We start from the raw sequence: 23,066 nt of genomic DNA on the forward strand, positions 1-23,066 counted from the left end.
CCAATCGCTGGCTTGCCAGCGACGGGGCCGGACCAGTCAAAACTGCGCACCAAGTGAGCACCGGATATCAAACGCGCCACCTTTTGGCGCGTCGCTATCGGATAAGAGTCTTTCCTGCCTCCAGCGCCTGATTCGCAGGCGCTACCGTCCGTCACCCGTGCCTGCGGTGACACTGTAGGACAATCGCGCGCAGGCCAGTTCCCACAAGTGCTACCGATTTGCTCACACGCTCCGGGGCAGGGCTTTCGCGGCCACTGATGGCACTTCGAATTACCCTTCGTCGGAGCGCTTGTATAGACGCGTCGCGACGTCGTTTTCAGGAGTTATTGAACAGCCATTCAATTTTAGGCATGGCAATTGCTCTGTCATAACAAAGCCCGTCTCACGCAAGAGAACGATGGCAATAACAAGAGCCTCCGCCTGAGGCCATCACCCGCTTTGTGTGAGGAGATACCGCGATGACGTCGTTCAACTCCGGGGCTCAACCCCAGAACCGTGCGCCTCAATCCATCGGCTTTCTGCTGCTGGACAATTTCACGCTGATTTCCCTGGCATCCGCAGTCGAACCGCTGCGCATGGCCAACCAGTTGTCCGGTCGCGAGCTGTATCGCTGGACCACCCTCACCGTCGACGGCGGCCAGGTCTGGGCCAGTGACGGTCTGCAGATCACCCCCGACGCTTCCATGCATAAAGCCCCGGCCCTCGACACCGTCATCGTGTGCGGCGGGATCGGCATTCAACGTACCGTTACCCGTGAACACGTGTCGTGGCTGCAAAGCCAGGCGCGGCAGTCACGCCGCCTCGGTGCCGTGTGCACCGGCAGTTGGGCCCTGGCCTGCGCCGGCCTGCTCGACGGCTTCGATTGCAGCGTGCACTGGGAATGTCTGGCGGCGATGCAGGAAGCTTTCCCGCGTGTTGCGATGAGCACCCGCCTGTTTACCCTCGACCGTAACCGTTTCACCAGCTCCGGCGGCACCGCGCCGCTGGACATGATGCTGCACCTGATCAGCCGCGATCACGGTCGTGAACTGTCCGCCGCGATCTCCGAGATGTTCGTCTACGAGCGCATCCGCAACGAGCAGGATCACCAGCGTGTGCCGCTCAAGCACATGCTCGGCACCAACCAGCCGAAACTGCAGGAAATCGTTGCGCTGATGGAAGCCAACCTGGAAGAGCCGATCGACCTCGACGAACTGGCGGTGTACGTCGCCGTGTCCCGTCGCCAGCTCGAACGCCTGTTCCAGAAATACCTGCACTGCTCGCCGTCGCGCTACTACCTCAAGCTGCGCCTGATCCGTGCGCGGCAACTGCTCAAGCAGACGCCGATGTCGATCATCGAAGTGGCGTCGGTCTGCGGGTTTGTGTCGACGCCGCACTTCTCCAAGTGCTACCGCGAATACTTCGGCATTCCGCCGCGTGACGAGCGCGTCGGCTCCAACACCACCCAGCAGGTGGCAATGATGCCGCTGCCGCAGGCCATTGTGATGTCGCCGCTGTCCGGGCCCATGTCGGCGCTGAGCCAGGCACGCAACGAATCCACATTCGCCAGTGTAAGGCTCTGATAAGTATCGTTCCCACGTCGAGGTGTCGAACCGTCTGCGTGGGAACGCAGCCCGGGACGCTCTGCGTCCCAAAAGGCCGAACGCGGAGCGTCCGTTGAGGCATTCCCACGCAGAGCGTGGGAACGATCAGGTGAGTAACGTCAGGCGCTATGGGTTTGTTGGTATTGCGCCAATGCCGGCAACAATTGTTTGTCGATGGCCTGACGCACTGCAGGCTGGATGCTGGCGCCGCTGGTGTACATGTCCTTGACCATCTTGCGCAGTTCAAAGGCGCGAACGTTATCCAGACCGCGCACCGCATACTCACAGGCCTGCTCGGCAGTTGAACCGCTCGGCACTTGAAAACCCAACGACTTGAGTTGGCCCAACAGGTCTTCCTGATCGATCAAATCGGCATACATCATGACGCGAATCCTTCTTCGGCAACGGAGGTCGTGGCTCGATTCTGGTAGGCCTGCCCAGGCACGGCAAGGGCGATTTGTCGCAGTGGCCGCGACGGCTATGAACAGGTCGTTTTCGGCTAACTCGCCGTCAAGGGGAGTGGGCACACTGGCCTCAGCTCGCTTCACGAAGGTTTGGTCACCCTCGCCACGGCAGCTCCTCAACAGTACCCTCGCCCCGATCCTGTCACGGCTTGTATCGGGGCTTTTTTTGCCTGTGTGTGAGGTAAATCGAGGTGCATTCATCGCCAGCAGGCTGGCTCCCACATTGAAATGCGCTCTTTGTGGGAGCCAGCCTGCTGGCGATGAACGATGACGCGGTTTAGCGCTGCAACACCAGAATCCGCGACAGCAATTCATCCCGATCGATGTAGCAGCCCTGAAAATGCCGGGCCCCGGTGGTCGGGTCGAACGCATTTCGCGCGTGCAAAGTGCGGCGGTTGTCGAAGCACCACAACTCGCCCGGATTGAGCCGCTGCATCACCCGAAAGCGTGGCTCGCGGGTCATGGCGATGAAGCGCCGATAAGCGCGATACAGCAGGGGCATTTGCTCCACGGACGTGTCGAACGCCCCGCGCAAAAAGTTGGCCATGCGGATTTCCGCGACCCGGCCCAACGCGTCCAGGGCGATGACCGGCGCGAGGCAGCGATAGTCGCTGTGGCGGTCCTTGTTGCGAAACTCCACCGGGATCTCGCACAGCGCCTGAAACGACGCGGGATCTTCCTGGCGCAACGCTTCGGCAATCGCAAAACCGTCGACGAAAATGCTCTCGCCACCCTCGGCGTCGTTCACCAGGCAATGCAGAAATTGCAGGCCCGGTTGCAGCTCGCGGGTCGGCAGGTCGGTGTGCAATGGCAGGTTGAAAGCGGTGTAGGCGTTGCTGTCGGCGTCGGCCTTGGATTGCACGTTGAACAGCACGCCGAAATTGCTCTCGCGGATGAACGAAATACGTTGGGCGATCAGCTTCAGCGAACCGGGTTCGGTGGGTACGCCGCGCACTTGGGTCAGGCCGATGTCGCGTACCGCCAGCAACCATTGCAGCAGTGCGGCGTTGTCGTTCATCAGCGCCGCATAGTCGAACACCGGCAACTGCAAATCACTGCGCCACAGGAAGGGTTTCGGCCTGGAGGCGAGGCGTTCGGTGCGCGATTCATCATCGTAGGCGTGGGCGCGCAACCAGCCGGCATCGAAGCGGCTGAGGTGGCCGTCCTGCCAGTCGATACGCAGGCAGCCATCGGTGTCGATGTGCACCGCGGATGGCATCAGGTCGGGAGCCGCATCGACGATCTCGAACACCTGCTCACGGGTGACGCTGTAGACGCAGTGCGGACACGGACAGTTGTCACGCAGCCACACGTGGTGAAACGGGCTGACACGCCCGTCGGCCCATTCGATCAGGACGCGATCCGCCAGGTTCTGCACGCCGTTCAGCGCGCTGATCAACGGATAAGTACGGAAATCGGCAACGGCAACGGCGGTTTGCATGGCGGCTCCTTGTGAGGGATGGATTTACCGGGCTGGGGGCAGGGCGATGACCCGGCCGATGTAAGCCGGGGCGGGCAGATCGGCCTGCTCGGCGACGATGGCTTGCAGACGGCCCAGGGTGTCCGGGGTAAACGGCGCGGAACGCGGCCCGGCCAGGTCGACGTGCAGCAGCATCTGTTCGTTGCCGGCCAGCTCCTTGTCACCGCCGGCCAGATGCAGGCTGTGATAGAGGTGCAGGCGTTTCTGGTCGTGACCGATGATCTGCGTGCGCACTTCGACTTCGGCATCGAGCTTCACTTCGTGCAGGTAGTTGAGGTGCAGTTCGAGGGTGAACAGCGAGTGGCCGCTGGCTTCGCGGTTGTTGCTGTCCATGCCGAGACGATCCATCAGGGCGTCGGTGGCGTAGCTGAAAATCAGCAGATAAAAGGCGTCGCGCAGGTGGCCGTTGTAGTCGACCCAGTCGCGGATGATGCGGGTTTGGTAGGTGGTGAGGGTGGGCATATTTTCTCCTGATGCGATCGTTCCCACGCTCTGCGTGGGAACGCCTCCTGTGACGCTCTGCGTCACGCTTCTGGGACGCAGAGCGTCCCGGGCTGCATTCCCACGCAGACGGTTCGACGCCTCGACGTGGGAGCGATCGGTTACTCGCTGAAACTCATCCCATGCTTCTCTTTGGTGGTCTTCACCGCCTCAAGCACCGCCAGCAGGCAATCATCACGATAGCGCTCCAGCGCCGAAATACTGTGCCGGCCCAGTTGATCGCTGGTGCCGTCCACCACATCGTCGATCAACTTGTCGGTCAGTTCCGGTGCCGGCAGGTACGTCCACGGCAACTGCAACGCCGGGCCGAACTGCGACATGAAGTGGCGCATGCCGGCATCACCTCCGGCCAGGGTGTAGGTCAAAAACGTGCCCATGAACGACCAGCGCAGACCGGCACCAAAGCGGATCGCATCGTCGATTTCACCGGTGGTCGCCACGCCGTCGTTGACCAGGTGCAGCGCCTCGCGCCACAGCGCTTCGAGCAGGCGGTCGGCGATGAATCCCGGCACTTCCTTGCGCACATGCAGCGGGCGCATGCCGAGGGATTCGTAGACGTTCATCGCCGCTTGAACCGCTTCCGGCGCGGTGTTCTTGCCGCCGACCACTTCCACCAATGGCAGCAGGTAAACCGGGTTGAACGGGTGACCGACCACGCAACGTTCCGGGTGGGTCGAGCTCTCGTAGAACTCGCTCGGCAACAGGCCGGAAGTACTGGAACCAATCAACGCATTCGGCTTGGCCGCCGCACTGATTTTGCTGTGCAGATCCAGTTTCAGTTCGAGGCGTTCCGGGGCGCTTTCCTGGATGAAATCCGCATCGCGCACGCACTCTTCAATGGTCGCCACAAAGCGCAGGCGATCCTGCGACGCGCCCGGCGCCAGACCGTTTTTCTCCAGCGCGCCCCAGGCGTTGGCCACGCGTTTGCGCAGCGCCGCTTCGGCACCCGGCGCCGGGTCCCAGGCCACCACGTCGAGGCCGTGGGCGAGGGCGCGGGCGACCCAGCCGCTGCCGATGACGCCGCTGCCCAGTGCTGCGAAGGTTTTGATTTCGGTGATAAAGCTCATGGTCACTTCCTGGAATGAGGCAAAAAAACGGTGGGCGTCAATGGCCCGCCCACCGGGGGAAAGGGTGATTTCAGCCGCGCTGGGTCAGACCCATCTTCTTGCGACCTTCAGCCGGGGTCAGCACGCGGGCGCCGAGGCGGCTGAGGATTTCGGTGGCGCGTTCGACCAGTTGGCCGTTGGTCGCCAGCACGCCTTTGTCCAGCCACAGGTTGTCTTCCAGGCCGACCCGCACGTTGCCGCCAAGCAGCACCGCTTGCGCCGCCATCGGCATCTGCATCCGGCCGATGCCGAACCCGGCCCACACCGCGTCGGCGGGCAGGTTGTCGACCATGGCTTTCATGGTGGTGGTGTCGGCCGGCGCGCCCCACGGGATACCCAGGCACAGCTGGAACAGCGGGTTGTCGAGCAGGCCTTCCTTGATCATCTGTTTGGCGAACCACAGGTGACCGGTGTCGAAAATCTCCAGCTCCGCCTTCACGCCCAGCTCGGTGATGCGTTTGGCGCCGGCCCGCAGTTGGGCCGGGGTGGAAACGTAAATGGTGTCGCCGTCGCCGAAGTTCAGGGTGCCGCAATCCAGCGTGCAGATTTCCGGCAGCAGTTCTTCGACGTGGGCCAGACGGGTCAGCGGGCCGACCAGATCGGTGTTCGGACCGAACTCCATCGGGCTCTCGCCAGGGCCGATTTCCAGGTCGCCGCCCATGCCGGCGGTGAGGTTGACGATGATGTCGACGTCGGCTTCGCGGATGCGCTCCATGACTTCGCGGTACAGCGCCACGTCACGGCTGAACTTGCCGGTCTGCGGGTCACGAACGTGGCAGTGCACGACCGTGGCGCCGGCCTTGGCTGCTTCCACCGCAGCTGCGGCGATCTGTTTCGGGGTGACCGGCACGTGTGGGCTTTTGGCGGTCGTGTCGCCAGCACCGGTGAGTGCGCAGGTGATGATGACGTCGTGATTCATGGTGCGTTTTCCTTCAGGCGTGATGGGTCTGTTCGCAGCCCGTGGCGGGCTGCGAAGTGGTTCGTTCGTTGCGGTTTATTTGCTGGTGAGCTGGAGGTTTTCAGCCGCCGGTTTGCCATCGAAAGTGGTGACGCCTTCGAGCCAGCGCTGTTTGTCCTGCGGGTGATCCTTGAGCCATTGTTTGGCCGATTCGAAAGCGTCCTTGTGATCGAGCAGCGGCTGCATCATCCGGCTCTCGTCTTCGGCGGTGAACGTCAGGTTGCTCAGCAGGCGACTGACGTTCGGGCATTGTTCGGCGTATTTCGGCGCGGTGACGGTCCATACGGTGGCCATGCCTTCGTTCGGGCCGAGGGCGTCGTCGCTGCCGGTCAGATAAGTCATCTGCACGTTGACGTTCATCGGGTGCGGCGCCCAGCCGAAGAACACCACGGCTTCCTTGCGGCGCACGGCGCGATCGACGGCGGCGAGCATGCCGGCCTCGCTCGATTCCACGAGCTGGAACTTACCGAGGCCAAACTGGTTCTTGGCGATCATCGCCTTGATCTGGGTGTTGGCGCCCGAGCCTGGCTCGATGCCGTAGATCTTGCCGCCCAGCTCTTTCTCGAACTTGGCGATGTCGGCAAAGGTTTTCAGGCCCTTGTCCGCCAGATAGGTCGGCACGGCGAGGGTGGCGCGGGCGTCCTTGAGACTTGGCGCTTCAAGCACCTTGACCTGGTTGGCCTCGACGAACGGGGTGATGGTCTGGGTCATCAGCGGGTTCCAGTAGCCGAGGAACAGGTCCAGACGCTGGTCGCGGATGCCGGCGAAGACGATCTGCTGGGAGGCGCTGGTCTGTTTGGTGCTGTAGCCGAGGCCGTCGAGCAGAACCTGGGCCATGGCACTGGTGGCGATCACGTCGGTCCAGTTCACCACGCCCATGCGCACGTTCTGACACGATGCGGAATCGGCCGCCATGACACTGGCGCTTAAAAACGCGGTACCGCTGAGTGCGAGAACACAGCTGCTGATCAGTCGTTTCATGTCGGGTTCCTCGGCAGGTCGTTATTGTGGGTTCCGGTGTCTGTGCGCCGGTGATGCTCAAATTACGCAGCAATGCCCCCGTAAAAACGCACTGCGGCGACCAGCTCTTGCACTGCAGCGACCTGTGCTCTTGAATGCCGCCGACAACTGGCGTATCAACGTTGCACGCTACCCGCTGACCGAGTGCGCGCCATGTCCCAGGATTTCTACTTTCTGTTGATGCCGGGTTTTTCCGCCATCGGTTTCATCTCCGCGATCGAGCCGCTGCGGGTGGCCAACCGCTTTCGCGGCGAGCTGTACCGCTGGCACGTCTTGAGCGCCGATGGCGGGGCGGTGCTGGCGAGCAACGGGATGTCGGTCAACGCCGATGCGGCGCTGGAGCCTCTGAAGAAAGGGGCGACGTTGCTGGTGGTCGCCGGTTTTGAACCGCTGAAGTTCGCCACCCCGGCGCTGGAGCACTGGCTGCGACGGCTGGACAACGAAGGCGTGACCCTCGGCGCCATCGACACCGGCAGCTTCGTCCTCGCCGAAGCCGGTCTGCTCGATGGCCATCGCCTGACCCTGCACTGGGAGGCCATCGACGCCTTCAAGGAATCTTATCCACAGCTCAGCGTCACCCAGGAGCTGTTCGAGATCGACCGTCGGCGCATCACTTCTGCCGGCGGTACCGCATCCATCGACCTGATGCTCGACCTGATTGCCCAGGCCCACGGCCCGCAGCTGGCGATCCAGGTCAGCGAGCAGTTTGTATTGGGACGGATTCGTCCGCGCAAGGACCACCAGCGCATGGAGGTCGCCACGCGCTATGGCATCAGCAACAAGAAGCTGGTGCATGTCATCGGCGAGATGGAGCAGCACAGCGAGCCGCCGCTGACAACTTTGGAACTGGCGGAATCGATCAAGGTGACAAGGCGGCAACTGGAGCGGTTGTTCCGTCTGCACCTGAACGACACGCCGAGCAATTTCTATCTGCGCCTAAGACTTGAAAAGGCCCGGCAGCTGTTGCGCCAGACCGACATGAGCGTGCTGGAAGTCAGCATCGCCTGCGGGTTTGAATCCCCGTCGTATTTCACCCGCAGCTACCGGGCGAAGTTTGCCCGGTGTCCGCGAGAGGATCGGCGACGGGAGGCCGTTTGACGGACGATTATAGTTAATTATACTTTTAGGTATAAATTACAGTCGTTTGAATAATTGAGTGTAAAACCATGTCCCGAAACAACGGCTTCGTTTTCCGCCGCCCCGCTCTGGCCCGCAGCGTTGCCGATGGTCTGGTGGGTGCAGGTCTGCAGGATTTCACCTCCGGTCTTTTTCTGGCAGCGCCGCGTCGCACAGGCAAAAGTACCTTTCTGCGCGAGGATCTGATCCCGGAATGCCAGGCCCGAGGCTGGCTGACGGTTTACGTCGACCTGTGGGCCGATAAGGAAAAAGACCCTGCTGACTTGATCGCCAGTGCCATTGCAGGTGCGTTGGTCCCCTTTGAAAGGGGCATCCGCAAACTGGCGAAGAATATCGGCATCGAAAAACTCAGCTTTCTGCGCACCTTGTCCTGGGATTTCACCAAGCCGCAACTGCCGGCCGGCGCGACCCTGACGCAAGCACTGGAACTGCTCCACAGCGCCGCCGAAAAATCCGTAGTGCTGGTGATCGACGAGGCCCAGCACGCACTCACCACAGCAGCGGGCATTAACGCAATGTTTGCCCTGAAGGCCGCACGGGATCAGCTCAATCAGGGGCGTGAAGGCGAGGGCAGCGGGTTGCATCTGGTGTTCACCGGTTCCAATCGCGACAAACTCGCCCACCTGGTACTGGGCAAGAGCCAACCGTTTTTCGGCTCGAGCATCACGCCCTTTCCGCTGCTGGGAAAAGAGTTCACCCAAGCGTACACCTTGCACCTCAACGCCCATCTGGCCGAGACCAACCAGTTCAGCGCGGCCGATATCGACGACGCCTTTGAATTGGTGGGGCGACGCCCGGAAATGTTGCGCACCATCATCGGCGAAGTCGCGCTGGAGCTGGGCGAGGCCAGCAATCTGGGGCAACTGCTGCAAAGCCGTGCCGAATTGTTGCGCGCAGGCGTATGGACCGAGTTCGAGAGCGCGTGGAACGCTCTGACAATTCCTCAGCGCGCCGTGCTGGAGGTGATGGTGGAGCGCTCACAGAACAACGAGCCCTTTGCACCGTTCACTGACAGCACGCTCATGGCCGTCGGCAAGGCACTGGAAAACATGGGCAGCGACGTGGTGCCGGGCACCCAGACCATTCAGGCCTGCATCGATGCCCTGCGCGACAAGGAGCTGGTGTGGAAGTCGAGCCGTGGTGGCTATGCGCTGGAAGACAAATCCTTTGGCGACTGGCTGAGCGCACGTAAAGCGCGCTAGCTACTTCTTCACCAACGCCGAGCACGCTGCCTTGTAGGCTTCATGCTGATACTTGTTCAGCGTGCCCGGCAGCTCGAAATTGTGCTTCTTGGCCTGGGCATTGATCGTCTGCGGCGACAGCAGCGTCACCTCGCAACCGTCCAGCAACTGAAACACACCCTCGATCTTGAACGTGGTCGGCCCACCGGCAAACTCGCCCTTCTTGCTGCGCTTCTTGATCGCGATGCGATCGATGGAGTTCTCGCGCACGAACGATGCGACCTGCGCGGCGAACAGTTTGACGTTGGCCGCCTCGTCGTCATCGTCCAGCGCGATTTTCTTGGTGTTCAGCGCGACATGGCTCAGCACCGAACCGTCGAGGGACGCCACGGCGATGATCGCTTCACTGCCTTTGATTTCGATACCGCAGATGTTCATGTGAATCCCTTGATTGGCTGAAGAGGTGCAGCTTACAGCTCAAGCCCTCACTCCTGTCCGATCGACTCCAAAAACTCCGACCGCTCGTCACTCATCCGCGCCACGCAGTCATTCTGCGCAATCTTGAACGCCTTGCTGCCGTCCGTCGCCGGGAAGGCTTCGACGGCGCAGTCGGCGTCGCGGGTCTTCAGCCATTGTTGCTGGGCGGCTTTGAGTTTGGCGGTGATGTCGGCCAGTTGTGCCGGGTTCTTGCCGTAGGCGGTCTGCATGCGTTCGTTGAGGCTGGCGTAGTTGTCCTTGAGCAGGTCCTCGGCGGTGGTGCGGCTGTAGGTCGAGCATTCCAGGGTCTGGATGTCGTTTTCCACCGCGTCGCACGGGTTGTTGTCGGACTCTTCGGCGGCGTGTACGCCGGTCGCAATCAGGGCCAGGGCCAGGAAGATCGATTTCATTGATGTCGCCGCTCTAATCCAGTGGTGTTTCCGGGATGCGGCAGATTCTGGCTCAAGCTCGCGGGCTTGAACAGGTGGCCGGTCGGACCGGTTGGCGACCCTTTGTCGCGGATTGACGCTTTCGGCAATTCCCCTGTCGTTTTTGCACCCGGCTGGTCGCGCACCGAGGCATATGCTGGCCCCAAAGCGCCGGCAGACGATTCGGCGCATGAATCGCCAATAAGGGGACGCCTGATGAGCCCAGCCGAATTACACGCCGACAGCATCGTTATCGACGGTCTGATCATTGCCAAATGGAACCGCGAGCTGTTCGAAGACATGCGCAAGGGCGGTCTGACGGCGGCCAACTGCACCGTGTCGGTGTGGGAAGGCTTTCAGGCCACGGTCAATAACATCGCCGCCAGCCAGAAACTGATTCGCGAAAACAGCGACCTGGTGATCCCCGTCCGCACCACCGCCGACATCCGCAAGGCCAAGGAGCAGGGCAAGACCGGCATTCTCTTCGGCTTCCAGAACGCCCACGCGTTCGAAGACCAGATCGGCTATGTCGAGGTGTTCAAGCAGCTCGGCGTCGGTATCGTGCAGATGTGCTACAACACCCAGAACCTGGTGGGCACCGGTTGCTACGAACGTGACGGCGGTCTGTCGGGTTTCGGTCGCGAAATCGTTGCCGAGATGAACCGTGTCGGCGTCATGTGCGACCTGTCCCACGTCGGCTCCAAGACTTCCGAGGAAGTCATCCTCGAATCGAAAAAACCGGTCTGCTATTCCCACTGCCTGCCGTCGGGGCTGAAAGAGCACCCGCGCAACAAATCCGATGAAGAGCTCAAGTTTATTGCTGACCACGGCGGTTTCGTCGGCGTGACCATGTTCGCGCCGTTCCTGGCCAAGGGTATCGATTCGACCATCGACGACTACGCCGAAGCCATCGAATACACCATAAACCTGGTCGGCGAAGACGCCATCGGCATTGGCACCGACTTCACCCAGGGTCACGGCCAGGACTTCTTCGAATACCTGACCCACGACAAGGGCTACGCCCGCCGTCTGACCAACTTCGGCAAGATCATCAACCCGCTGGGCATCCGCACCGTCGGCGAGTTCCCGAACCTGACCGAAACCCTGCTCAAGCGCGGCCACTCCGAGCGCGTGGTACGCAAGATCATGGGCGAAAACTGGGTCAACGTCCTCAAAGACGTCTGGGGCGAATAAGCCGCCGCTTCCCGAATACTTTCCCCCGGCCGTCCGCGCCGGGGGCAACACCAAAATTTTTCTGGAGTTAAGTTTCCATGGCCAAGATCGCCCCGCAATTGCCAATCGAAGTCGACAGCGAGACCGGTGTCTGGACCTCCGACGCCCTGCCGATGCTGTACGTGCCACGGCATTTCTTCGTCAACAACCACATGGGCATCGAGGAAGTGCTGGGCGCTGACGCCTATGCCGAAATCCTCTACAAGGCCGGCTACAAATCCGCCTGGCACTGGTGTGAAAAAGAAGCCGAGTGCCACGGCCTGGAAGGCGTCGCGGTGTTCGAGCACTACATGAAGCGTCTGTCGCAGCGCGGCTGGGGCCTGTTCAAGATCCAGGACATCGACCTCGACAAAGGCACCGCCAGCGTCAAGCTCGAACACTCGGCGTTCGTCTACGTCTACGGCAAGGTCGGGCGCAAGGTCGACTACATGTTCACCGGCTGGTTTGCCGGTGCCATGGACCAGATCCTCGCCGCTCGCGGCAGCCAGATCCGCACCGTGGCCGAGCAGGTTTACGGTGGCTCCGAAGAAGGCCACGACGACGGCCTGTTCACCGTCAAGCCGTTGTAAGTCGAGGAACCCGCCATGGCTTTCGAAGCAATGTTTCAGCCAATTCAAATTGGCAAACTGACCATCCGCAACCGCGTGCTCAGCACCGCGCATGCCGAGGTCTACGCGACTGACGGCGGCATGACCACCGAGCGGTACGTCAAGTATTACGAAGAGAAAGCCAAGGGCGGCATCGGCCTGGCGATCTGTGGCGGTTCGTCCGTGGTGGCGATCGACAGCCCGCAGCAATGGTGGAGTTCGGTGAACCTGTCCACCGACCGGATCATCCCGCACTTCCAGAATCTCGCCGACGCCATGCACAAGCATGGCGCCAAGATCATGATCCAGATTACCCACATGGGCCGTCGCTCCCGTTGGGACGGTTTCCACTGGCCGACCCTGATGTCGCCGTCGGGCATCCGCGAACCGGTGCACCGCGCCACCTGCAAGACCATCGAGCCGGAAGAAATCTGGCGGGTGATCGGCAACTACGCGCAAGCCGCGCGCCGCGCCAAGGCCGGTGGCCTGGACGGCGTCGAACTGTCAGCCGTGCACCAGCACATGATCGACCAGTTCTGGAGCCCGCGCGTCAACAAGCGGACCGACGAGTGGGGCGGCACTTTCGAAGGCCGGATGAAATTCGGTCTGGAAGTCCTGAAAGCCGTGCGTGCCGAGGTCGGTGACGACTTCTGCGTCGGCATGCGCATCTGCGGTGACGAGTTCCACCCGGACGGTCTGTCCCACGAAGACATGAAGCAGATCGCCAAGTATTACGACGACACCGGCATGCTCGATTTCATCGGCGTCGTCGGCTCGGGTTGCGACACCCACAACACCCTGGCCAACGTGATTCCGAACATGAGTTATCCGCCGGAGCCGTTCCTGCACCTGGCGGCCGGGATCAAGGAAGTGGTCAAGGTTCCGGTGCTGCACGCGCAGAACATCAAGGACCCGAACCAGGCCACGCGGATCCTGGAGGGCGGTTACGTCGACATGGTCGGCATGACCCGCGCCCACATCGCCGACCCGCACCTGATCGCCAAGATCAAGATGGGTCAGATCGACCAGATCAAGCAGTGCGTCGGCGCCAACTATTGCATCGACCGTCAGTACCAGGGTCTGGACGTGCTGTGCATCCAGAACGCGGCGACTTCCCGTGAATACATGGGCGTGCCGCACATCATCGAGAAATCCACCGGGCCGAAACGCAAGGTGGTGATCGTCGGTGCCGGCCCGGCGGGGATGGAAGCGGCCCGTGTGGCGGCCGAACGTGGCCACGACGTGACCCTGTTCGAGAAGAAGGAATTCATCGGCGGCCAGATCACCACCGCCTCGAAAGCGCCGCAGCGTGACCAGATCGCCGGCATCACCCGCTGGTTCCAGCTGGAACTGGCGCGGCTGAAAGTCGACCTGCGTCTGGGCACTGCGGCGGACGCCGACACCATCATGGATTTGCGTCCGGACATCGTGGTGCTGGCGGTCGGCGGCCACCCGTACCTGGAACAGAACGAACACTGGGGCGCCGCTGAAGGGCTGGTCGTCAGCAGCTGGGACGTGCTCGACGGCAAGGTCGCGCCGGGCAAGAACGTGCTGGTCTACGACACCATTTGCGAGTTCACCGGGATGTCGGTGGCCGACTTCCTCGCCGACAAGGGCAGCCAGGTCGAGATCGTCACCGACGACATCAAGCCGGGCGTGGCCATCGGCGGTACGTCGTTCCCGACCTACTACCGCAGCATGTACCCGAAAGAAGTGATCATGACCGGCGACATGATGCTGGAGAAGGTCTACCGCGAAGGCGACAAACTCGTCGCGGTGCTGGAGAACGAATACACCGGCGCCAAAGAGGAGCGGGTGGTGGATCAGGTGGTCGTCGAGAACGGTGTGCGCCCGGACGAGGAAATCTACTACGCCCTCAAGGACGGCTCGCGCAACAAGGGCCAGATCGACGTCGAGGCGCTGTTCGCAATCCAGCCGCAACCTTCGTTGAGCAGCACCGGCGACGGTTATCTGTTGTTCCGCATCGGTGACTGCGTGGCGCAGCGTAATACCCACGCCGCCATCTACGACGCCCTGCGGTTGTGCAAAGACTTCTAAACGCTCTAGGACTGATCGTTCCCACGCTCTGCGTGGGAACGCATCAATGGACGCTCTGCGTCCGCTCTTGGGACGCAGAGCGTCCCGGGCTGCATTCCCACGCAGAGCGTGGGAACGATCACTGACCCTGCGGTCTTTGGGAGCTTCACCATGTTGAACACCCTTCTTCCAATCCTGTTGTTCGCAGCCTTGGCCCTCGCGGTGCTGGGGGCGTTGCGGCGGGTGGCCATGTGGCGCCGGGGCCGGGCCTCGAAGGTCGATCTGATCGGCGGCCTGTTCGCCATGCCCAAGCGTTACATGGTCGATCTGCACCACGTGGTGGCGCGGGACAAATACATCGCCAACACCCACGTCGCCACGGCGGGCGGTGCGGTGGCGTCGATCGTGCTGGCGATTCTGGTGCACGGTTTCGGCCTGCATAACCGGATCCTTGGCTACGCGTTGCTGCTGATGACGGCGGTGATGTTCGTCGGGGCGATCTTCGTTTATCGGCGTCGGCTCAACCCGCCGTCGCGGCTGTCGAAAGGCCCGTGGATGCGCCTGCCGAAAAGCCTGCTGGCGTTCTCGGCCTCGTTCTTCCTGGTGACCTTGCCGGTGGCGGGGATCCTGCCGGAGAACTTCGGCGGCTGGGTGCTGGCAGCGATTCTCGGGATCGGTGTGCTGTGGGGCGTGTCGGAGCTGTTCTTCGGCATGACCTGGGGCGGCCCGATGAAACACGCCTTCGCCGGTGCGTTGCACCTGGCCTGGCACCGCCGCGCCGAACGTTTTGGTGGCGGCCGTTCCACCGGTTTGAAACCGCTGGACCTGAATGATCCGACCGCGCCGCTGGGCGTGGAAAAACCCAAGGATTTCACCTGGAACCAGTTGCTCGGTTTCGACGCTTGCGTGCAGTGCGGCAAGTGCGAGGCCGCGTGCCCGGCGTTCGCCGCCGGCCAGCCGCTGAACCCGAAAAAACTGATTCAGGACATGGTCGTCGGCCTCGCCGGCGGCACCGATGCCAAGTTCGCCGGCAGCCCTTATCCCGGCAAACCGGTGGGCGAACACAGCGGTAATCCGCATCAACCGATCGTCAACGGTCTGGTCGATGCCGAAACCCTGTGGTCGTGCACCACCTGCCGCGCCTGCGTCGAGGAATGCCCGATGATGATCGAGCACGTCGATGCCATCGTCGACATGCGCCGCCACCTGACCCTGGAAAAAGGCGCGACCCCGAACAAGGGCGCCGAAGTCCTGGAAAACCTGATTGCCACCGACAACCCTGGCGGTTTTGCCCCGGGCGGACGGATGAACTGGGCGGCCGACCTGAACCTCAACCTGCTCAGCGAGAAGAAGTCCACCGACGTGCTGTTCTGGGTCGGTGACGGCGCCTTCGACATGCGCAACCAGCGCACCTTGCGTGCCTTCGTCAAAGTGCTGAAAGCGGCCAAGGTCGACTTCGCGGTACTGGGGCTGGAAGAACGCGACAGCGGCGACGTGGCCCGGCGTCTTGGCGACGAAGCGACTTTCCAGCTGCTCGCCAAACGCAATATCCAGACCCTGGCCAAATACAGTTTCAACCGCATCGTCACCTGCGATCCGCACAGCTTCCACGTGTTGAAAAATGAGTACGGCGCGTTCGATGGCAACTACCTCGTGCAGCACCACAGCACTTATCTGGCGGAAATCATTCAGGCTGGCGCGCTGAACCTCGGACAGCACAAAGGCAACAGCGTGACCTATCACGATCCGTGCTACCTCGGCCGCTACAACGGCGAGTACGAGGCGCCGCGCGAAGTGCTGCGCGCCCTCGGCATCGAGATCAAGGAAATGCAACGTTCCGGCTTCCGTTCGCGCTGCTGCGGCGGCGGTGGCGGGGCGCCGATCACTGACATTCCGGGCAAGCAGCGGATCCCCGACATGCGCATGGAAGACATTCGCGAGACCGGTGCCGAGCTGGTGGCTGTGGGTTGTCCACAGTGCACTGCGATGCTCGAAGGCGTGGTCGAACCGCGTCCGCTGATCAAGGACATTGCCGAACTGGTGGCCGACGCGCTGCTCGAAGACGCCGCGCCGAACAAGCCTGCCACCCCGGCCAAACGTGAACCTGCGGAGGCCCACTGATGAGCGACATTATCCGCCGCGACCCCCGCGCCGAATGGATCGCACGCAACCGCCTGCACCCGCTGCACGCGGCCATGCAACCGGCGCAACACAGCTGGATGGGCCCTAACGGGATCATCCGCAAGAACCTGCACGGCATCGGCTTCATCGGGCCGAACGGCATCAAGCGCATCGACCGCAGCGGCGCTCAACAGGGCGGGGCGGTCAAACGCTCGGCCGCGGTCGAAGTGCAATTGCCGCTGCATCAGGTGCCGGCCCCGGCGTTCTATATCAGCGTGGTGCCCGACATGGTCGGTGGCCGCTTGAGCAGCCATGACCGTGACATGCTCGGTCTGGCTCATCAGCTGGCCGGCAGCGACGGCGCGGTGCTGGCCGTGGTGTTCGGCGAGCACAAGGAAAACGCTTTCGCCACCGCAGGCGTTGACCGCTTGCTGGTACTGGAAGGCGAAGAATTCAGCGGTTATGCACCGGAGCAACGGATCCAGGGTCTGCGGGCTGTGGATAACCAGTTCAACCCGCGTCACTGGCTGCTGCCGGACAGCCGCAGCGGTGGCGGCGAACTCGGTCGGCGCTTTGCTGCTGCACTGGATGAGCGCCCGGCGACACGGGTGTGGCAGGTCAAGGATCAGGAATGCATCGGCCGCGCCGGTGCCGGGTTGCAGGATCTGGCCCGCCCGGTGGCGCGGTTGATTCTGGCGTCCGCCGAATGTGCAGAACCGGTCAGCGAAACCCGTCATGAAGCGCTGCCGGTGGAGTTATCCACACCCGTCGCGCGCAGCCTGTCGCGGATTGAGGATCTGGGTGCGGTGGCGGTGGATCCGGCGGCGATTCCGATGGCCGAGGCCGAGTTCATCTTCTCCGGCGGCAACGGGGTCAAGGATTGGGAGCTTTTCCACAGGACCGCCGCCGCCCTCGGTGCCACCGAAGGCGCTTCGCGGGTGGCAGTGGACGACGGCTTCATGGCCCGCGACCGCCAGGTCGGCGCGTCCGGCACCTGGGTCACCGCGCGGGTTTATGTGGCCGTGGGGATTTCCGGGGCGATCCAGCACCTGCAAGGCATCGGTGCCTGCGACAAGGTGGTGGCGATCAACCTTGATCCGGGTTGCGACATGATCAAGCGTGCCGATCTGTCGGTGATCGGCGAAAGCGCGGAAATTCTTCAGGCTTTGATCGCGGCGGTAGAGGCTTACCGCAACGAAGCCAAGCGCGATGCGGCTTAAGGAACGGTTATGAGCACAAAGATCATCAGTCTGGTTTCAATCGGCGCCCACCCGACCTCCGGCCGCCCGCGCCGCGCCGATCAGGACGCCCGCGCGGTGGAACTCGGCCTGCAACTGGCGGGGGACAACCTGCAAGTGCTGCACGCCGGCGACATCGCGGAACCGGCGCTGCGCGCCTATCTGGGCATGGGGCTTGCGCAGATGCATGTGCTGGAACAGCCGGCCGGTGCCGATGCGCTGCCGGCGTTGACCGAGTATCTGCGGGATGCCGGCGCCCAGGTCGTGTTGACCGGCAGTCAGGCGGAAACCGGCGAGGGCTCGGGGATGTTGCCGTTTCTGCTGGCCGAAGGGCTGGGCTGGCCGCTGGTGGTGGGTCTGGCGCAGGTCGAGTCGATCAACGACGGTTCGGCGTTGGTGCTGCAAGCGTTGCCTCGCGGGCAGCGGCGCCGGCTGAAGGTGCGCTTGCCGTTTCTGGCGACTGTGGATAACGCTGCGCCCAAGCCTCGGCAGAGTGCTTACGGCCCGGCCCGGCGTGGGGTTCTCCAGGCTGAGGACGTGGAAGTGGTGGATGACGAACTGCTTGCGGTGGCGACCCTGCAACCGGCCAAGCCCCGGCCGAAACGGTTGAAGGTGATCAAGGCGAAGAGCGGGGCGGACCGGATGAAGGCGGCTACGGCCAAGGCCAGTGGCGGTGGGGGGCAGGTGCTCAAGGGTGTGACTGCTGAGGCCGGGGCGGAAGCGATTTTGAAGTTGTTGATTGAAGAGGGGGTTGTCCGCTAGAAGCCCCCTCACCCTAGCCCTCTCCCGGAGGGAGAGGGAACTGACCGAGTTGAGCTGGCTATTTACATCGACCTGCGACTTCAGCGGTGACCTTGGTTTGGCCAAGCCTGAGAACACATTGATCTTTCAGGTCGATGTAGTTCAGAAGGGCAACTCGGTCGGCTCCCTCTCCCCCCGGGAGAGGGCTGGGGTGAGGGCAGCGGTCACAAGCCATCCACTCCTCAGAATTTACACACAATCCCTGTTAACCACTCTGTGGATAACATGTTCGCCCCTCTCCCAACCCCATACAAACCAAGGCCTCTAGCCCAAAGATCAAAAAACAACCAGCCTAACTCGCGGTTTTTTCTGAGTTTTTCCCCAGAACAACTCCCAGACTTGCCCCCAATCTCTGTTGGCGCTTCTGTGGATAAGATGTTCGCTATCCGCTGCAAGCCATATAAAACGCGGCTTACAAAGTTCTGATCAAAAAACGTTCAATTCAATCTTTTAACCCACCAATCCCCACGCAAACCCCGATTTATCAACGCCTCCAGCGCTTTTCCACAGCACCCGCCAAGTTACCCCCGAACTCTGTTGGCGCTTCTGTGGATAAGGTGTTCGCCATCCTCTGCAAGCCACGTAATCCTTGCCATGTAGCGATTTGATCAAAAAACAGTCAATCGCTAATGGAAACCCTGCTTCTGGATAAGTCACGGTTTTTCTTCACAAAACCGCGACTATTTTTCTAGGTCATCCACAGTTGTCCCCATTAGCTGTGGGTGGCTATGTGGATAACTTGTTTGCCAAACCCTGCAACCCCCGGCGGGCTTAGTCCAAAAGGCGATTGATCAGATTTCATACAGTTCTAAGAGGCTGCCTTGACTTCGATCCGGTGCCTGTCTTCACTGCAATGGCACAAGGACAGCTGTCACTTATCCACATCTGGTTCAGGGAGAACGCGTGATGGATACCCAGCCACACCGCTTACCCCCCAATCCCTGCACGCTCCGCGTTCTGCCGGCACCTTCGCCGCGCAAGCGCACGTTGCGTCGTGCCGCCAATCAGCACGCCCGACTGTAGCGCCTGATTCCTGCCCAAACCGTTGTACTGCCGTCGGGATTTCCCGGAGGCCAGGTGCCCGTTCGCCCATTGATTGCAGGCAACCGCAGAGTTGCCCCATCTGCCTGAGAGAGGAACCACCTCATGACACGGATCGCAACGCCCATCAGCGACATCAAGGAACACTACGACGTGATCGTCATCGGCTCCGGGTACGGCGGCGGCATTGCCGCGTCGCGCCTGTCCAGGGCCGGTAAAAGGGTCTGTCTGCTGGAACGCGGCCGGGAAATCCAGCCCGGCGAATACCCCAACACCATGATCGCCGCGACCGAAGAATTGCAGGTGCACGACCCGGACGGCCACATCGGCTCGCGCACCGGGTTGTTCGACCTGCACGTCAACGCGCAGCAGAACGTGGTGGTCGGTTGTGGCCTCGGCGGCACGTCGCTGATCAATGCCAACGTTTCCCTGGAGCCGACTGTCGATGTGTTTCAGGATCCGCGCTGGCCATTGGCGGTGCGCGAAGACCACGACGGCTTGCTCCAGTTGGGTTACCAAAAGGCCCGGGAGATGCTCAAACCCAATCCCTACCCGAGCACCTCGCCGAACCTGCCGAAACTCGATGCCAACAAAAAATCCGCAGATTTCCTCAAGCAAGGCGCGCACTTCTACAAGCCGCCGATCAACGTGACCTTCGACAAACTGCCCAATAACCTCAACCACGTCGGCGTCGAGCAACTGCCGTGCAACCACTGCGGCGACTGCGTTTCGGGTTGTAACAACAAGGCCAAGAACACCACGCTGATGAACTATCTGCCGGACGCCACCAATCACGGCGCGGAGATTTTCTGTCAGGCCCAGGTGCGGCATCTGGAGCGCGACGGCAATGGCTGGATCGTGCACTTCCAGTACCTCGATAGCGGCCGCGAGAAGTTCGATGCGCCGACGCTGTTCGTGAAGGCCGACATCGTCGTGGTGTCCGCCGGCACCCTCGGCTCCACTGAAATTCTGCTGCGTTCGCGGGACAAAGGCCTGGCGATGTCCGGCCAGCTCGGCGAGAACATGAGCGGCAACGGCGACATCCTCGGCTTCGGCCACAACTGTGAGCAGACCATCAACGGCATCGGTTTCGGCGCGCATTCGGCCAAGGAACTGCAACCGGTCGGCCCGTGCATCACCTCGATCATCGACATGCGCACCGAGGGTGACCGCAGCAGTCGCATGGTCATCGAGGAAGGCTCGATCCCCGGCGCGCTCGGCCGGCCGATGGTGCCGGCGATGGCCGGGTTCGCCGAAATGATCGGCAAGCCCACCGACGACAGCTTCAGTGGCAAGGTGAAGTACAAGGAGCGCGAAGCCGAAAGCTTCCTGCGCGGCCCGTATCACGGCGCGCTGCACAACATGCAGACGTACCTGATCATGAGCCACGACAGCGGCCAGGGACGCATGGTTCTCGACAGCAAGGATCAACTGCGCATCGACTGGCCGGGTGTCGGCGAGCAGGAAAACTTCAAGATCGGCAACCAACGGCTGTATCAGAGCACCAAGGCCCTGGGCGGGATCTGGGTCGAGAATCCGATCTGGACCAAACTGCTCAAGCACAGCATCGTCTCGGTGCATCCGCTGGGTGGTTGCGTGATGGGCGAAGACGCCGCACAAGGCGTGGTCAACCACAAGGGCCAGGTGTTCAGCGGCGCCAGTGGCACCGATGTCTACGCCAACCTGTACGTGACCGACGGCGCGGTGATCCCGACGTCACTGGCGGTCAATCCGCTGCTGACCATTTCCGCCGTGAGCGAGCGCAACATGGGATTGCTGGCGGCAGACCGAGGCTGGACGATCGACTACACGCTGCCGTCGGCGCCGCGCAAACAGACCGCGCCGCCGACCCTCGGCGTGCAGTTCACCGAAACCATGAAGGGCTACTTCTCCCGCGCTTTCACCGCCGCGCAAAGCACCGACCTGAAGGTTTATGAGGCGGCCGCCAAACGCGGCGAGGCGGACAACTCGCCGATCGACTTCACCCTGACCATCACCGCCAACGACCTCAACCGGATGATCAAGGAGCCGGAACACGCCGCGACCATCGTCGGCACGGTGATCGCCCCGGCGCTGTCGCCGGAACCGCTGACCGCCAGCAACGGTGTGTTCAACCTGTTCGAGCAGTTCGAGCAGCAGGTCGATACGCGCCACATGAAGTACGACATGAAACTGACCGCCGAGGACGGCAACGACTACTTCTTCAGTGCCTTCAAGACCGTGCCGGAAGACAACGGCGTGCTGAATATCTGGCATGACACCAGCACCCTCTACGTCACGCTGTATCGCGGGCCGGACAAGACCGGCGAGGTGATCGGCTCCGGAGTGATGCACATCAAACCGACCGATTTCGCCAAGCAGATGACCACCATGAAAGTCCTCAATGCGCGCAACGAGCGTGAGCGCATCGAAGGGCTGGCGCGGTTCGGCAAGTTCTTCGCCGGGATTCTCTGGGAGAGTTACGGCGGGGTGTTCGCCGGTGACAAATATTTCAACCCCGACGCGCCGCCACGGCTGAAACGGCCACTGGATGCACCGACGCCTGCCGTGCATTTCTTCTCCACCGAAGACGGCGTGCAGTTGCGCCTGACCCGTTATCAGGCCGGCAGCAAAGGACCGGTGATGCTGGTGCATGGTCTGGGGGTGGGCTCGAATATCTTTTCCACCGATACGATCCAGACCAACCTGCTCGAATTTCTGTGCAAGCACGACTACGACGTGTGGCTGCTGGATTTCCGGGTGAGCATCCTGCTGCCGGCAAGCAAGAAAGAATGGAACGGCGACCAGATCGCCCAGTACGACTTCAAGGCCGCCATCGCACAGATCCAGCAGGAAACCAAAGCCAAAGACGTGCAGTGCGTGGTGCATTGCTACGGCGCGACGACCTTCTTCATGTCGCTGCTCGCCGGTTTGCAGGGCGTGCGTTCGGTGGTCTGCTCACAGATTGCCGCCGACACGGTGGTCGCGACGGCAACGGGGCTGAAGGCCGGTCTGCACTTGCCGGGGATGCTTGACGCAATCGGCATCAAATCCATGACTGCCTACGCCGACAGCAAGGAGAACTGGTTCAACCGGCTCTACGACAAGGCGCTCAACGGCTACGCGCGGATCGAAGCCCAGGGCTATTGCACCAACCCGGTGTGTCACCGCATCACCTTCATGTACGCCTCGCTGTATCGCCACGACACCCTCAACGAGACGCTGCACGACAATCTGCACGAGCTGTTCGGCGAGTCGAACATCGAGACCTTCGAGCACCTGGCGCTGATCGTGCGCAAAGGGCATCTGGTGGATTTCAAAGGGCACGACGTGTACATGCCGCACTTTGATCGGCTGACCATGCCGATCTGTTTCATCAGCGGCGCTGACAACCAGTGTTATCTTCCGGAAAGCACGCTCAAGACCTACCAGCGGGTTTGCGAGAAACACGGGCCGGAACGCTACAGCCGGCATGTGGTGCCGGGTTACGGCCACATCGATTGCATGTTCGGCAAGAACGCGGTGGTCGATGTGTATCCGATCATCCTTGAACACCTGGAGAAAACAGCCCTCGGATAGCCCCCGATCGTGTCGATCGTTCCCACGCTCTGCGTGGGAACGCCGCCATGGACGCTCTGCGTCCGCTTTTGTGACGCGGAACGTCACGAGATGCATTCCCCCGCGGACGGTTCGA

General features: G+C 61.9%; 18 protein-coding genes. 10 read left to right on the top strand and 8 right to left on the bottom strand.

Annotated elements, in window-relative coordinates:
- The first annotated feature begins 458 nt into the window (after positions 1–458).
- A complete protein-coding gene (locus BMZ46_RS27330) occupies positions 459–1,562 on the top strand; it encodes a choline metabolism transcriptional regulator GbdR (RefSeq protein ID WP_011336300.1) in 1,104 nt (367 codons plus the stop codon).
- Positions 1,563–1,702: 140 nt separating this feature from the next.
- Here BMZ46_RS27330 and BMZ46_RS27335 read toward each other — a convergent pair whose 3' ends face one another.
- The 6 genes from BMZ46_RS27335 to choX all read right to left on the bottom strand — a co-directional run bounded on the left by BMZ46_RS27335 (position 1,703) and on the right by choX (position 7,073).
- Positions 1,703–1,966, bottom strand: a complete 264-nt coding sequence (locus tag BMZ46_RS27335; RefSeq protein WP_039767996.1) for a hypothetical protein — start codon at positions 1,964–1,966, stop codon at positions 1,703–1,705.
- A 358-nt stretch (positions 1,967–2,324) separates the two neighbouring features.
- Positions 2,325–3,488 (bottom strand): gamma-butyrobetaine dioxygenase, encoded by a 1,164-nt coding sequence (locus BMZ46_RS27340; RefSeq protein WP_074692112.1) that lies wholly within the window; start codon positions 3,486–3,488, stop codon positions 2,325–2,327.
- 24 nt (positions 3,489–3,512) lie between these two features.
- Positions 3,513–3,989, bottom strand: a complete 477-nt coding sequence (locus BMZ46_RS27345; protein WP_074692115.1) for a thioesterase family protein — start codon at positions 3,987–3,989, stop codon at positions 3,513–3,515.
- Between the two features lie 140 nt (positions 3,990–4,129).
- Positions 4,130–5,095: an L-carnitine dehydrogenase gene (locus BMZ46_RS27350; protein ID WP_039767999.1), complete on the bottom strand. Its 966-nt coding sequence runs from the start codon at positions 5,093–5,095 to the stop codon at positions 4,130–4,132.
- 70 nt (positions 5,096–5,165) lie between these two features.
- Positions 5,166–6,053, bottom strand: coding sequence for a 3-dehydrocarnitine:acetyl-CoA trimethylamine transferase CdhC (locus BMZ46_RS27355; RefSeq protein WP_039768000.1), 888 nt, complete (start codon positions 6,051–6,053; stop codon positions 5,166–5,168).
- 75 nt (positions 6,054–6,128) lie between these two features.
- On the bottom strand, positions 6,129–7,073 hold the full coding sequence (gene choX / locus BMZ46_RS27360; RefSeq protein ID WP_039768001.1) for a choline ABC transporter substrate-binding protein: 945 nt from the start codon (positions 7,071–7,073) through the stop codon (positions 6,129–6,131).
- A 192-nt stretch (positions 7,074–7,265) separates the two neighbouring features.
- Between choX and BMZ46_RS27365 the strand changes: the two genes are divergently transcribed.
- Together BMZ46_RS27365 and BMZ46_RS27370 are read left to right on the top strand one after the other, a co-directional pair.
- Positions 7,266–8,210: a GlxA family transcriptional regulator gene (locus tag BMZ46_RS27365; RefSeq protein WP_011336294.1), complete on the top strand. Its 945-nt coding sequence runs from the start codon at positions 7,266–7,268 to the stop codon at positions 8,208–8,210.
- A gap of 68 nt (positions 8,211–8,278) precedes the next feature.
- Entirely contained in the window at positions 8,279–9,451 is a 1,173-nt protein-coding gene (locus BMZ46_RS27370; protein WP_074692118.1) for an ATP-binding protein, read from the top strand.
- On the opposite strand, the gene BMZ46_RS27375 is transcribed toward BMZ46_RS27370, so the two are convergent.
- Positions 9,452–9,868 carry a DUF3010 family protein gene (locus BMZ46_RS27375; RefSeq protein WP_007959772.1) on the bottom strand — a complete coding sequence of 139 codons (417 nt, stop codon included), beginning with the start codon at positions 9,866–9,868 and terminating at the stop codon, positions 9,452–9,454.
- A 47-nt stretch (positions 9,869–9,915) separates the two neighbouring features.
- On the bottom strand, positions 9,916–10,317 hold the full coding sequence (locus tag BMZ46_RS27380; RefSeq protein ID WP_039768003.1) for a lysozyme inhibitor LprI family protein: 402 nt from the start codon (positions 10,315–10,317) through the stop codon (positions 9,916–9,918).
- A 234-nt stretch (positions 10,318–10,551) separates the two neighbouring features.
- Here BMZ46_RS27380 and BMZ46_RS27385 point away from each other — a divergent pair, with 234 nt between their 5' ends.
- The 7 genes from BMZ46_RS27385 to BMZ46_RS27415 all read left to right on the top strand — a co-directional run bounded on the left by BMZ46_RS27385 (position 10,552) and on the right by BMZ46_RS27415 (position 22,951).
- Positions 10,552–11,529: a dipeptidase gene (locus BMZ46_RS27385; RefSeq protein WP_074692120.1), complete on the top strand. Its 978-nt coding sequence runs from the start codon at positions 10,552–10,554 to the stop codon at positions 11,527–11,529.
- Between the two features lie 77 nt (positions 11,530–11,606).
- On the top strand, positions 11,607–12,137 hold the full coding sequence (locus tag BMZ46_RS27390) for a DUF5943 domain-containing protein (RefSeq protein ID WP_011336290.1): 531 nt from the start codon (positions 11,607–11,609) through the stop codon (positions 12,135–12,137).
- 15 nt (positions 12,138–12,152) lie between these two features.
- On the top strand, positions 12,153–14,213 hold the full coding sequence (gene dgcA / locus BMZ46_RS27395; RefSeq protein ID WP_011336289.1) for a dimethylglycine demethylation protein DgcA: 2,061 nt from the start codon (positions 12,153–12,155) through the stop codon (positions 14,211–14,213).
- Positions 14,214–14,363: 150 nt separating this feature from the next.
- Positions 14,364–16,313 (top strand): dimethylglycine demethylation protein DgcB, encoded by a 1,950-nt coding sequence (dgcB, locus tag BMZ46_RS27400; RefSeq protein WP_074692124.1) that lies wholly within the window; start codon positions 14,364–14,366, stop codon positions 16,311–16,313.
- Positions 16,313–17,533: an electron transfer flavoprotein subunit alpha gene (locus tag BMZ46_RS27405; protein ID WP_074692126.1), complete on the top strand. Its 1,221-nt coding sequence runs from the start codon at positions 16,313–16,315 to the stop codon at positions 17,531–17,533. The genes dgcB and BMZ46_RS27405 overlap by 1 nt, the downstream gene beginning before the upstream one ends.
- Before the next feature lie 9 nt (positions 17,534–17,542).
- A complete protein-coding gene (locus tag BMZ46_RS27410; protein ID WP_074692129.1) occupies positions 17,543–18,313 on the top strand; it encodes an electron transfer flavoprotein subunit beta in 771 nt (256 codons plus the stop codon).
- 1,185 nt (positions 18,314–19,498) lie between these two features.
- The gene (locus BMZ46_RS27415) at positions 19,499–22,951 is read left to right on the top strand and encodes a GMC family oxidoreductase N-terminal domain-containing protein (RefSeq protein WP_074692131.1); all 3,453 of its coding nucleotides are present in this window, start codon (positions 19,499–19,501) and stop codon (positions 22,949–22,951) included.
- Positions 22,952–23,066 lie beyond the last annotated feature (115 nt).

The organism is Pseudomonas sp. NFIX49 (assembly GCF_900115915.1).
Taxonomy (GTDB): Bacteria; Pseudomonadota; Gammaproteobacteria; order Pseudomonadales; family Pseudomonadaceae; genus Aquipseudomonas; species Aquipseudomonas pharyngis.